Raw genomic sequence first — 13,261 nt, forward strand, 5'->3', positions numbered from 1 at the left:
TAATTAAAATGAAGGATTTTAATACACTTGGATTCTTGAAAAAATTAGGAAACGAATAGCTGATATGTGTTGTTTATTGATTTATAGCTCTTTTTAAACATGAAAAAATGGTATATTAAAACAAGGAAATGTTTTAAATACAATTATGATTAAACAATTGATAAAGAAGGAGGATAATCGGGGGGGCAGTCAAAGTTACGATTTTATGGGGAAAGAAGCTAAAATTTCTTCTAGATATTGTCTTTTATTAGAAAGTCTAGGGATTTTATGCTGTCCGCCGTACTTGCCTTTAGACTTGAGCCAGTTGTGAAAAGACCCTGGAGGAACTACGGTTAATTCGAGTTCTTGTAGGGCAATATCCTTATATCTTTTAGCCTCATAGTCGGAGTTCAATTTTTGTAAATTCATATCCAATAATTGTTGGAATTGAAGCATGCTTTGGGGCGATTTTTGAAACTCAACCAACCATTCATGCCCTCCTTTTGAGGTCTTGGATAAAAAGATAGGAGCAACAGTATATTCCGAAATCTGAGCATCTAATTCATAACAGGTATTGGTCAATGCTTTTTCGGCGTTCCAAACCATTACCTCCTCGCCAAATACATTGATAAATTGTTGAGTGCGTCCTGTTATCTCAATATGATGTGGATACAAAGAAGAAAACCGTACTGTATCCCCAATCATATAGCGCCACAAACCAGCATTGGTACTAATTACAATCGCATAATCGATTCCTTTTTGAACTTGCTCTATGGTATAAGCCTGAGGTTGGTCTTTGTGCAATTGATCTAGTGGAATAAATTCATAAAAAACGCCACTGTCAAATAGTAATTGCATGCCTTGGTCTTCCTTGGAGAATTGAGTAGCAAAAAAACCTTCAGAAGCATTATAAGTATTCCGATACTCAACAGTTTTGCAAGGAAATAAGTTGTCAAATTGAGAACGATAAGGCGAAAAATCTACCCCTCCATGTGCATATAATTCAAAATTAGGAAAAACCTCCGAAAGATTCTTTTTGCCCGATAATTCTAATATTCGTCGTAGCAAAACAAGTGTCCATGTAGGGACACCACTTAGGTTGCTGATATTTTGGTGGACGGCAACTTGAGCAATTTTTTCTATCTTTTTTTCCCAGTCTGGCAGCAGGGCAGTAGGAATATTAGGCGTCAAAAAATAAGCTGCATAAAAAGGTAAATGTTGGAGCATAATTGCAGAAACATCTCCCATAAATGTTTGGGCTTGTCGATCAAATATGGATAATTCTCCCCCCATAATAATTGCTCGACTGGCATCAAATAATTTGGATTTAGGGTAGTTGTGAAACCAAATAGAAACCGCATCGTGTGCGCCTTTGAGATGGCAATGTTTTAGATTGTTAGGAGGAACAGGAATGTATTTACTTTTGTTATTGGTAGTGCCTGACGATCGAGAAAAATAAGTAACCTTACCAGGATAAAGAACATTCTTTTCTCCCTTCATCATGCGTTGTATGTAGGGAGCCAGCATTTCATAGCTGTGAATGGGAACCCGTTCTTGGAGTTGTTGGATAGAATTGATGGATCCAAAGCCGTATTTTTTGCCAAATGCAGTAGTTGATGCTTGTTGAATCAATTGTTTAAATACTCGTTCTTGGGTATCAATAGGCTTTTCTATTGCCCGTTGAACTCGATGCATATTTAAATTAAAACCAGTTTTTATTACAGCATTTAACCACTTCATAAACGATATCCAATGTTTATTGGTATAGGGGTGCTTAGCAAGCACTATTTATCTTAATCTCAAATAGACTGCAAAAATACAAAAAAAATAGCAAGGATTCTAGCGCTATAAAAATCGTTCATTGAGCACCTAAGTTGATGCTAATTTCTGTGTAGTGTTCGGCAATTCTAAAGAGTGCCCTGTTCTGCAATGATCTTTAATTTTTGATTGTGGTATTTATAGCTATCCTGTAGTTTAGTCAGCATCCACCCATTCAGCCATTGGCTAGCCCAACCGCTAAAGCGTTCTCCATGTTGCAACTCTGTTTGATTATTTCCGAGGTCTTTTAATTCATAATAATGTTCCCCCATCATAATAGAAGCATTTAAAAGAGTGCCTTTCCAGACAATTTTTTGTTGCTTTTTTAAGCTGATAATCTGAATTGGAAATACATTTTTGAGGGGCAGGATATGAGCAAATACAATCCTTCCTTCTTTTACGGTTCCCCAAACTTTGCCTACCAATGGATTCCATTCAGGATAGCGATCAAAATCAGTTAATATTGCCCAGACTTTCGAAATAGGGGCATTAATAATGGTTTGAGTGTGGCAAGATTTCATTATAAATTGTGGTTATCGTCGCAGAATATAGTATATTAAGAACAAAGTTGGTACAATAAATTAGAACCTAAGATTTTTATAAGGATAAATTTAATTTTTAACAAAAAAAATATAGCTTTAAAGGTTAGACTTATTGTGTAGGGAATCTTTGGGCAGTTTAGTCAATCAATTGTTTTTTGCCTTGTATAACCAATAGAATAAAGGTTGGTTATTCTAAACTAATACTCCGTTGAACAGCACATAACCAAAGGCGGAACCCAGTAACTAACGAATCAATGGGGTATTCTATCAATAAATGAGACTACATTCCGTAATCAACAAATCAAATGAAAATACATTTTATAGCTATAGGGGGCGCTCTTATGCACAACCTAGCTCTCGCATTGCAACAAAAAGGATATACAATAACTGGATCAGACGACGAAATCTATGATCCATCTTATACTCGATTAAAGAACGCTGGATTATTGCCTGCTAAAATGGGGTGGAATATTGAGAATATAAAAAGAGATTTGGATGCGGTTATTGTAGGTATGCATGCAAGACCTAATAATCCAGAGTTATTAAAAGCTCAAGAATTAGGGCTAACCATCTATTCTTATCCAGAATACATTTATTTGCAAAGTCAACATAAAAAAAGAATTGTAGTGGGAGGGAGTCATGGAAAAACTACCACAACGTCTATGATTATGCACATTTTAAAGCATTATAATATTGATTTTGATTATGCGGTTGGGGCTCAGTTGAATGGTTTTGAATTAATGGTGCGCTTATCGGATGCGCCAATTATTGTTATAGAAGGAGATGAGTACTTATCTTCACCAATTGATATTTTGCCTAAGTTTTTGCATTATCACCCACATATAGCCGTCTTGACAGGGGTAGCATGGGATCATATCAATGTTTTTCCTACCTTCAAAAAATACAAAAAACAGTTTAAAAAATTCATCAAGAGTATCATGCCAAATGGCACCTTGATTTATTATAAAAAAGATAAGCATCTGAAGAAAATGGCGAACTTGGCACCCGCTCAAATTATTGCTTATGATACCCCTGCCAATGACATTCAAGAGCATCAGACTTATTTAAGGTTGGACTATAATTATTCGTTGAAGGCTCAAACGGATGTAGGAATTCCGTTACAAATTTTTGGAAAACACAATCTACAAAACTTTCAAGCTGCTCGTTTGGTTTGCCGAGAATTGGGGTTGAGTGATGGGCAAATACTAGAAGCTATTCAGGCATTTGAAGGAGCTGCAAAACGACTGGAAACGTTGGCAAAAAATGACCAACAAGTGATTTACAAAGATTTTGCACATGCTCCATCCAAGGTAAAAGCAACAATTAATGCTGTAAAGGGACAGTATGCAGACCGAAAGTTAATAGCAGTGTTAGAGCTACATACTTTTAGCTCGCTCAATATTGATTTTTTGGAAGAATATTTAGGAAGTATGGGGGCAGCAGATACCGCTTATGTTTATTATAATCGCCATACGATTCAGATGAAAAAATTAAAAGATATTGCTCCCAAAGATGTAGAAGAGGCTTTTTATCATCCTAATTTAACGGTTTTTACAGATAATGAGGCTTTGGAAGCTACACTCCAAAAAGATATACAAAAACAAAAGGCGAATGTATTATTGATGAGTTCTGGAAATTGGGGTGGGATGGATATTATGGGATTGATTAAAGAAAAAGAAGCTTAATTTTAGTATACAGTTCATTATAGGGAGATTTGTAGTTTGGGGTTTGAGCACTTCATTATATAAATTTCAAAGTTCATGGAGTAGGTAGTAGTTTCGTACAATAAAATTTTATAGAAAACGGTTGGCAATAATTTATGGCAAAAAGAAAAACAGCTTCCAAAAAGCGATTAGAAGAAATTGTAGTGCAAAAAAAAGCGCAAGCTTATTTAGAGCAGTACTACAAAATAAAGCATGGACAGCGACACTTTTATTCTAATATAGAAGAACGTACGAAGAAGAAATATGGGATGAAACGAGCGGATGGCTTGTTGGCTTATAAGCTAAACAACAAGAAGGCTTATGTAGTATCTATGGAGGCTAAATCACACAAAACCTTGCCAGCTCTAAAACCTTATCGAGTCAATAAGGTTTGGATTCGAGACAGCATTTGGAAAGCTTTTTTACTAACCCTAGCAACAGGATTATTGTTTTTGACATGGAGAGGGGATGGCTGGATAGAGCGTTTTTTATTGCCTTTTGGGGTCTGGTTTACAGCAACGGTTGTACACTTATTGGTGTTTAGAAATAGCTATAAATATCAAGAAATGGAAGTTATTCATCAAGTATTTCAATATCCTGCTAATGAGCAATGGTTGTCACTTTCAGAGGATTCTTTTGATATGATAAAGGAGCACCTACGAATGAATTTGATCAAAATTTGTAAAGCGAGAGATATTGGCGTTTTGATGGTTGACCCTCAATTAAACGTTAATTTAATCCATCCTCCTAAAGCAAGACGTCGTTTTTGGTGGTATGGATATTTGACGTATTATCATAATGAGGAAGCGATTCGAAAACACTTGGGAATGAAACCTAGGGTTGCTCCTGCCTCTAAATCTAAGAAGAAGAAAAAAAAATAAACTCGTTGAACAGCTGTGTAGAAGACAACTCAGCTGTTCAATTTTTTTATATTGAGTTGCCGAGATAAGCCGTATTGTTATGAAAATCAGTGTTAGAATAATTGGTTTCTAATCTTGGAGATCGAGTTTGTGTTTATTCGAAAGACAAGGTTCTGCATAATCAATTATTCCTTTTTGTTGGTAAAGGTCCAGTTCCTTTTTTATCAACGTATAATCAATTCGTTTTAGAATTTCCATTGAAAAATAATGATCGTTTAGCCCTTCAGACTCGCAGTGCAAGGCTTTAAATTTTCTTCTGAGCATTTCTTTGTCATAATCTTTTTGGGTAACAATAACCAAAACAATAGAATTTTCAGAAGCAGTTGTGATTTCCTGATAAACCAAAAATCCTTCCTGTTCATCAAACTTGGCGATGAACTCATCATGTGTCGCAATTGGTGGACCATAAAAGGGAATACTATCTAGTTTATACAACTGTTTATCGGCATCTATCTCGATGGCCCACATGGTTTCTTTTACGGTTTTACCTAAAACAGGACTATGATAACGGAATAAAACTTTCTTAAAGGAATCAGTCATTGAAGAGGTTTTAGTGTGTGTCTAAATTTTATTGAACAAGGGTGGTATCTTTTAAGAGTTGAAAACTACCAAAAAAATCAGCGGAGTCCTTGGGACTAAAGGGACCAATAGAAGAATACATACTCAATTGATAGACTCGATTTTTGACCAAAAAGATTTTGTATAAAATATCTAAGGGTTTCTTTTCGGCATGAGCAACAAAAGATAGCCCCTTGTATTTACGCTCTAGTTTGATTTTCTCTTCGCTAATGGTATGGGCTTTTAAGTCTTCTAATACTCGATATTTGATTCCCTTTAAAAGCTGTTTTTTGTTGGCTAATCGAATCATTTTTTTTGGATAATCCGAAAAACTGGCAACCCACGCTTGCGTATCGTCTTTAGAGTAAATATATTGTGTCAGATGAATCTCTCCAATAGCGGCAGTAGTGGTATGTTTGTGCTCTTGTGGGGCATCGGGAAATAGAATACTAAACTGTCCCTCTTTAGAGACAAAGGGGATAATTCCAGAAGGAGCCTCAAGGGCTTTTTTTTCTAGTTTTGGCTTGGGTAAAGAACTGCTTGAATAGGCTTTTAGGTCTGGTTTTTCAAGCTCGTTTGCACAAGCAATTAATAAAGAGCTAAACAATAAAATTAGGAAGAGCCTTGTCATTTTGTTGGACTTTGGATTCAATAAAAAAGCAACTTTATCTCTACGACAAAGTTGCTTTTTTATACGATTTAATTTTAGATTTGTTGGCAATTATCGAGCAAAAGCTACTGAGCGTTTTTCACGGATGACAGTCACCTTAATTTGACCTGGATATTGCATTTCATTCTGAATTTTTTGAGAAATTAAGAACGACAACTCTTCGGCTTTATTATCCGATACTTTATCTGCTTCAACAATAACACGAAGTTCACGTCCAGCTTGCATTGCATAAACTTTTTGAACCCCATCGTGCGCCAATGCAACTTGCTCTAGTTCTTTGATACGTTCGATGTAGCTTTCCAAAATCTCACGACGAGCACCAGGACGAGCACCAGAAATGGCATCACAAACCTGAACAATTGGAGAAATAATATATTTCATTTCAACCTCATCGTGATGCGCTCCTACTGCATTCGAAACCGCAGCTTTTTCACCGTGACGCTCACACATTTTCATACCCAACAAAGCATGAGAAAGCTCAGTTTCTTCTTCCCCAACTTTACCAATATCGTGCAACAATCCAGCACGTTTAGCTAATTTTACTTCTCTAGAACTCAAGCCTAGTTCTGCGGACATAATGGCGCATAATTTAGCTGTTTCGATAGAGTGTTTTAGTAAGTTTTGTCCATAAGAAGAACGGAAACGCATCCGTCCAACCATACGGATAAGAGGAGCTTGTAAACCGTGAATATTTAGATCAATGACCGTGCGTTGACCAATTTCCATGATTTGTTCCTCAATTTGTTTTTTGGTTTTAGCAACAATCTCTTCGATACGAGCAGGGTGTATACGACCATCTGCAACCAAGCGTTGTAAAGACAAACGACAGACTTCACGACGAATAGGATCAAAGCTAGAAATAATAACCGCTTCAGGCGTATCATCAACAATAATTTCAACACCAGTAGCCGATTCTAGTGCACGAATGTTACGTCCTTCTCGACCAATAATTTGCCCTTTTAGATCATCCGAGTCTAAACGGAAAACAGAAACCGTATTTTCGATGGTATGTTCTGCTGCCATTCGTTGGATCGATTGAATAACAATTTTTTTAGCTTCCTTGTTGGCACTCATTTTAGCTTCTTCAAAACGATCTTTGACATAAGCCATAGCCTCAGCATCTGCTTTATCCTTGATGTTTTTCAACAACTCATCTTTAGCTTGTTGGGCAGTAAGTTTGGCAATTTTTTCCAATTGAGCCAAGTATTCATTTTCCTTATTGCTGAGTGTTTCCATTTTTACCTCCACTAACTCTAATTGTTGGTTGAGGTTTTCACGGATTTTTTGAACCGCAGTTTCTTTTTTGAGAATAGCTTTTTCTCTAGTCAAAGAAATTTTGTCTCTTTCTAGTGCTTTATCTTCGCTGCTTTTTAGTTTTAGCTCACGTTTTTTGCAGTTGTTCTCAAATTCCTTTTTCTTATTAATAAAATGTTTTTTAGCTTCTGCCATTTTATTATTTTTGAGATGTTCGCCTTCTTTTTTAGCTTTTGCGACCATCCCACTTGCTTTATTTTCAGCTTCTTTAATCTTAGTATCAGCATTTTCTCTAGCTGATTTTAATATTTCATCTGCTTTTTTATCCAATTCCAGTTGGCGTTCTTTGTTGATTTTTTCGAGTAGAAATCTACCGATAATTACACCAACTAAAACACCAATAATAGCTCCAACGATAAGTGCTGTTGCATCCATGATATGTTCAAGTTTATATATAGATAACAGGGAAAATATCCCCAAATTAGTTTCTAGTAACTACAATGAATTAGAGTAAAATGTGGAAAACGAATAAATAGGATAGGAAAGAATAAAAGAACAGCAATTTTATTTTTCAAAAGCTTGTTCTAGGATATTTTCAATAGACTCAATGCGTTTTTGTACAGGAGCAAAGTTGGATTTTTTTTGTTCCTCATGTAGCTCTTTTGCATAAGTCAATAGAAGCATAGCTAGTATATCTTGCTTATTGAGTTTATTGGCATAGCGGTTTTGTAAATCTAAGAACTCTTTATTGAGTTGTTGATTGATTAGTTTGACGCCTTCAACTTCATCTTGGGTAACCAATACAGGGTATGTGCGTCCTGCCAAAACAACAGGTATAGTCAATAAGTTATCTTCGTTCATGGTCTACAATTTAGAGTTGCTCCAGCCACTCAATACTTGTATCTATATCTTGAATATATTGATCGATTCGTTTCTTTATTCCTTCTTTATCTTCTTGGTAAGCAAGTTTTAGTCGTTGAATATTTTGTGCTAGGTGATTGACCTCATTAGCTTGTCCAGCAAGTTGTTGCCGCAATTCTTCATTCTCTTTTTCCAATCGGCGGCGCACCAATAACAAGTCTTCACAGATGTCTTTAAATTGAAGATTTTGTTCAACTAGTTTCTTTACTTTCTTCTCTATCTCCTCTAATTTTACCTCTAAGGTACTCATTTTTGCTAATTCTAAAAAATTATGAATTATTAAAGTTATAAGAGCAATCAATTTATGGCTAAACGTTCATCCATCTATTTCTCATCTCTTATAACGTAAAAGTGTTATAACTTATTGGGTTCCTAAATACCTTTGGGGCACCAATAAGTTATAACTCTTTAAGAGAAAACCTATTTACGGATCAATGCGTTTAGTTTTTTCTCATAGGTCGTAATCAATTTAGACATGACCTTATCAATATCTTTGTCTTTTAAAGTCTTATTGGCATCTTGAAAAATAAAACTAACAGAACAAGATTTTTTGCCTGGACCAACATGCTCTTCGTTTTCGTAAACATCAAACAAGTTGGTTGCTTGTAATTGCTTGCCCCCTGTTTTAACGGCGATACCTAAGATTTCATTGTACCCAACAGCCTTGTCCAATACCAAGGCAAGGTCACGACGTACTGCGGGGTACTTAGACATTGGCTGATATTTCATTTTGTGCTTTTTTAACACCTGCAAAATCGTATCAAAATCAAAATCAGCATAAAACACCTCTTGTTTGATCCCCATTCCCAAAGCGATGTTGCCATCTAAGCGACCAAACTGCACAATGTTTTGTTTGCCTCTATGATACTTTAACCCATAGGTAAATACCTCATCGTTAATAGGCGAACATTGAACAGAGCTAGGTAAAATTCCTAGACGAGTCATGATATGTTCCACATAGGCTTTTAGGGTATAAAAACTAACCTTTCCCCCCTTGGGATTGTGCCAGTTTTCGGGATGTTTTTGCCCCGTTAAGAACAAGGTAATGTGTTGCTGCTCAAAATAATCCCGATTGCCATCTCCATCAATAACCTTTTTGAAATAAGTTTTGCCGAACTCATACAATTTAAGATCTTGATTTTGGCGATTTTGGTTGTGGACAATAGATTCTAAGCCACTAAACAACATGCTAGGACGCATTAAATCTAGGTGTTGGTTAGAGGTGTTGTTGACATAAACCAAGCTATTTTCGTCCTGTGGCAAATATTTTTTGTAATATTCAGAACGAGTCATAGAGGTTGCCATCATCTCATTAAATCCAGAGCTAGTTAATAAATCTGCAATTAGATTTTTTACTTTGAATGGATTTGGGCTTGGTGCAAAAGAAAGCACAGAACTAACCGTGGTTGGTGTTTCTACCTTATTATACCCATAGATTCTCAAAATCTCCTCAATCACATCTGCATCTCTTGTCACATCCACCTTATTGGTAGGAATATCTACGGTCAATGCATCGGCTGTTTCTTCAAGGATGTTCATATCCAAATAGCCCAAAATCTTTTTAATGTCTTCTTTTGGAATATCTGCACCAATCAAATCCGTTACTTTTTCAAAACGAACGTTTACTTGAGCACGTTCTACAGGAGTTGGATACAAATCGATAACTTCTGAGGCAATCTTACCCCCTGCATATTCTTGAATCAATAAGGCAGCACGTTTTAAGGCATAAAGCGTACCATTAGGATCTACTCCTTTTTCAAAACGAGTAGCCGCATCTGTACGCAATAAATGACGCATACTAGAGCGACGGATAGAAATGGCATTGAAGAAAGCCGATTCTAAAAAGATATTAACGGTTTTATCCGTAACTCCTGATTGAATGCCTCCAAAAACCCCTGCAATACACATTCCATTGCCTTGACCATCACAAATCATCAAATCTTCGCTGCTCAATTCACGCTCTACTTCATCTAAGGTGGTAAATTTAGTTTTATCAGCTAAATTTTTGACAACAACAGATTGATCCGTTATTTGATCATAATCAAAGGCGTGTAAGGGCTGTCCCAATTCATGCAACACGTAATTCGTAATGTCTACCACATTGTTTTTTGGCTCAATACCAATTGCTCTAAGGTGATTTTGCATCCATACAGGAGAATCCTTGATGGTTACTCCTTCTATACAAACACCTGAGTATCTAGGACAAGCTGCTGTGTTCTCAACGGCAACTTTAATTGCTAGATTGTTATTGTCGATTGTGAATTTGCTATTGTCAGGCTGTGTAAATGTACCTTGATCTTTGTAATTGGTTTTTAGCGCTGCTGCCAAATCAAAAGCAGTTCCTAGATGCCCTGTGGCATCAGAACGATTGGGCGTTAAGCCAATCTCATAAACAACATCACGAATGACTTGTTTGGAGAAATATTGAGCAGCAGGCATTCCTACCACTGCTTTTTCATCTTCTATAATAATAATACCATCGTGAGAAGTACCCAAACCGATTTCATCTTCTGCACAAATCATCCCTAAAGATGCCTCTCCACGAATCTTGCCTTTTTTAATTTTGAAAGATTCCCCTTCAGGAGTGTACAGTAGGGTACCAACAGTAGCAACAACAACTTTTTTGCCAACTGCTTTTGGTGCATTAGGTGCGCCACAAACGATTTGCAAATGCTCATCTCCACCTACATTTACCGTGGTAACAGACAATTTATCCGCACCTGGGTGTTTTTGACACGTTAAGACTTCGCCAATCACTAAACCAGCAAGGCTACCTTTAATGGTTTCGTAGATTTCCATTCCTTCAACTTCCAATCCTATATTGGTCAGAATATCACTTACTTCGTCTTTTGATTCTTTTACGTCAACGTATTGTTTTAACCAATTTAGTGAAACTTTCATGGTCTATATTTATATTGTTAATAGTAGTTTCTAAAAATAAAAGCCAAAGATACAAATTTTCCTAGATTTTAATATTAGAAGTTGTTTAAAATAATCGTTAGTTCTATGTACAGGGCAAACTAAAAACAAAGTGCTCACGAGCAAAGCGAGCTAAAGTTTTTAGTATAAAATATAGAACCTTTGCTTAATGATGATTTGTATTTTAGGTCATGCTAATTCTTTGGTATGCTATACCAAGCATACTTGTTCGCTTTGCTCATGAGCCAGCAAGCTGTGTCCTGTACTCAATAGTTAGTTTGAACCTATCCATAAGAAAGCGTTTGTTTGCATTGTTTGTGAAGCTATTTTATTTTTTTTAACAGTTTATTAGCTGAATTGTACTGTTCATTAGAAAAAATGTCGCATTCGAAGAATGCAGTTGCGAGGTCTTTCTAAAAGGCCTATTTTTGTATTAACAAATAAGGAAGTGAAGATGCTTGATTAAACAAAAACCTTTGAAATGATAAGCTAAACGTTAATACCCACAAAACAATCCTAAATCCATGCAATCATGAAGAAGGTAGGCCAATCGATTTTCGATTGGCTTTTTTTTGTGCTAAGGGGAGCGATATAACAAAGACTGTCCATCAAAAAACTTAAAAAAACGCTTTACTGGTTAAGTTGTGTTATTCATTAGAAAAATTGTAGCATTCAAAAAAAACAGTTGCAAAGGGAATGAAGAAGGGCTAGATTTGTGTTGTAAACAAAACCAATAAATATAAGTGTTTTGTAAAATAAATTTGTTTTAAATATTAAATTAAAAAATTAAACTCAGTTAAACATGAAGAATTTATTTTTATTGCCTCTATGCTTTTTAAGCATATCTATTATAGCTTTTTCTTGCAAAAAAGATACTGTTGAAATTGATACATTAGAAAGCAGCGAAAGCAGTGAAAGGAGCGAATTAATAAGTACGCTATCAATTGATGGTCAGTTAATAGAGACAGAAGACGATATAAAAGCTGACCTTCAACTTTTCAAGGATGGGACAATAGAGGGTTCACTGAATCTATATGGCCCCCAAACAGTAAAAGTTAAGGCAAAGGAAAGCGAAGAAACAGGAATTTCAAAAATTGAAGACAAGGGAAATTCAATGTATCATGTTACGAAAGATGGAATTATTCATATATTAAAAAACGTTAGTATTTCGAATGGCCTTATTACAGGTGATTACATGACAGAAAACAGTGAAGGAATCGCTTCTGTTAGTTTCAGAATGGCCTCTAGTCTTATAACTGAAGATATGAATATAGAATATGGCATCAATGAAGCTTTCCCGTGGTTAATTTTCCCTGCTATAGGTGGAGTTATCACAGTAGTAAATTGTGCTTATGAAAGAAGCGCAGCTCGTTCAGCTTGCCACAACTCATACAATCAGCAAATGTTCACTTGTGGATGTTCCTGTATAATGAACTTCAGTGCTGGCTTCTGTGGTGGGGACTGCGATATAGATTGTACTTACGAATAAGTAAAACATTATGATAAATCAAAAACAAAATACAGAAAGAGAGCCTTTTATTAATAATAGCCTTTGGTGTTGGATTGCTCTTTTTACTGCTTTAGGTATTAGTGTATTAATTATGCTTTTTGACAAAATATAGTGATCTATAATCAGAGCGTAACATTTTTGGATGTTGCGCTCTTTTTCACTTTATTGCTCAGGCAAAAGACAAAATACATCATTGAACAACTAGCGATCTATTTTTAGAGAAATTGTTTACGTTTTAATTGACGACTTTTGGGGATCTAATACTTAGCTATGAAAGAGATGAATATGCCTTTTGAGTGATGTGCTAAACCTTAGCGCTCATAAAATAATCCTAAATCCATGCAATCATGAAGAAGGTAGACCAATCGATTTTCGATTGGCTTTTTTATGAATTTGGGGTTTATATGCTAAAGAATCCTCGGCAAAAAAACTTGAAAAAACGCTTCGTTGGTTGAATTGTACCATTC

The 13,261-nt window shown here is 35.8% G+C and carries 11 protein-coding genes; 3 read left to right on the forward strand and 8 right to left on the reverse strand.

Annotated features, from left to right (window positions below):
• Positions 1 to 195 precede the first annotated feature (195 nt).
• Together AsAng_RS28785 and AsAng_RS28790 are read right to left on the reverse strand one after the other, a co-directional pair.
• The gene (locus tag AsAng_RS28785) at positions 196 to 1,719 is read right to left on the reverse strand and encodes a GH3 auxin-responsive promoter family protein (protein ID WP_264790615.1); all 1,524 of its coding nucleotides are present in this window, start codon (positions 1,717 to 1,719) and stop codon (positions 196 to 198) included.
• 167 nt (positions 1,720 to 1,886) lie between these two features.
• Entirely contained in the window at positions 1,887 to 2,318 is a 432-nt protein-coding gene (locus tag AsAng_RS28790; protein WP_264790616.1) for an SRPBCC domain-containing protein, read from the reverse strand.
• Positions 2,319 to 2,644: 326 nt separating this feature from the next.
• On the opposite strand from AsAng_RS28790, the gene AsAng_RS28795 reads away from it, so the two are divergent.
• Entirely contained in the window at positions 2,645 to 4,024 is a 1,380-nt protein-coding gene (locus AsAng_RS28795) for a UDP-N-acetylmuramate--L-alanine ligase (RefSeq protein WP_264790617.1), read from the forward strand.
• 134 nt (positions 4,025 to 4,158) lie between these two features.
• Positions 4,159 to 4,923 (forward strand): hypothetical protein, encoded by a 765-nt coding sequence (locus AsAng_RS28800; RefSeq protein ID WP_264790618.1) that lies wholly within the window; start codon positions 4,159 to 4,161, stop codon positions 4,921 to 4,923.
• Positions 4,924 to 5,031: 108 nt separating this feature from the next.
• Here the strand turns inward: AsAng_RS28800 and AsAng_RS28805 are convergent, their stop codons facing one another.
• The 6 genes from AsAng_RS28805 to pheT form a co-directional block, all read right to left on the reverse strand.
• Positions 5,032 to 5,502, reverse strand: a complete 471-nt coding sequence (locus AsAng_RS28805) for a DUF4265 domain-containing protein (protein ID WP_264790619.1) — start codon at positions 5,500 to 5,502, stop codon at positions 5,032 to 5,034.
• A 28-nt stretch (positions 5,503 to 5,530) separates the two neighbouring features.
• Complete coding sequence (locus AsAng_RS28810; protein WP_264790620.1) at positions 5,531 to 6,151, reverse strand: hypothetical protein; 621 nt, start codon at positions 6,149 to 6,151, stop codon at positions 5,531 to 5,533.
• 90 nt (positions 6,152 to 6,241) lie between these two features.
• Complete coding sequence (gene rny, locus AsAng_RS28815; protein ID WP_264790621.1) at positions 6,242 to 7,879, reverse strand: ribonuclease Y; 1,638 nt, start codon at positions 7,877 to 7,879, stop codon at positions 6,242 to 6,244.
• Between the two features lie 129 nt (positions 7,880 to 8,008).
• Positions 8,009 to 8,305: a cell division protein ZapA gene (locus AsAng_RS28820; protein ID WP_264790622.1), complete on the reverse strand. Its 297-nt coding sequence runs from the start codon at positions 8,303 to 8,305 to the stop codon at positions 8,009 to 8,011.
• A gap of 10 nt (positions 8,306 to 8,315) precedes the next feature.
• Positions 8,316 to 8,615 carry a hypothetical protein gene (locus tag AsAng_RS28825; protein ID WP_264790623.1) on the reverse strand — a complete coding sequence of 100 codons (300 nt, stop codon included), beginning with the start codon at positions 8,613 to 8,615 and terminating at the stop codon, positions 8,316 to 8,318.
• A gap of 170 nt (positions 8,616 to 8,785) precedes the next feature.
• A complete protein-coding gene (gene pheT / locus AsAng_RS28830) occupies positions 8,786 to 11,266 on the reverse strand; it encodes a phenylalanine--tRNA ligase subunit beta (RefSeq protein ID WP_264790624.1) in 2,481 nt (826 codons plus the stop codon).
• Between the two features lie 820 nt (positions 11,267 to 12,086).
• On the opposite strand from pheT, the gene AsAng_RS28835 reads away from it, so the two are divergent.
• Positions 12,087 to 12,773 carry a hypothetical protein gene (locus AsAng_RS28835; RefSeq protein ID WP_264790625.1) on the forward strand — a complete coding sequence of 229 codons (687 nt, stop codon included), beginning with the start codon at positions 12,087 to 12,089 and terminating at the stop codon, positions 12,771 to 12,773.
• Positions 12,774 to 13,261: the final 488 nt, after the last annotated feature.

It is taken from the genome of Aureispira anguillae (genome assembly GCF_026000115.1).
GTDB classification, from domain to species: Bacteria; Bacteroidota; Bacteroidia; order Chitinophagales; family Saprospiraceae; genus Aureispira; species Aureispira anguillae.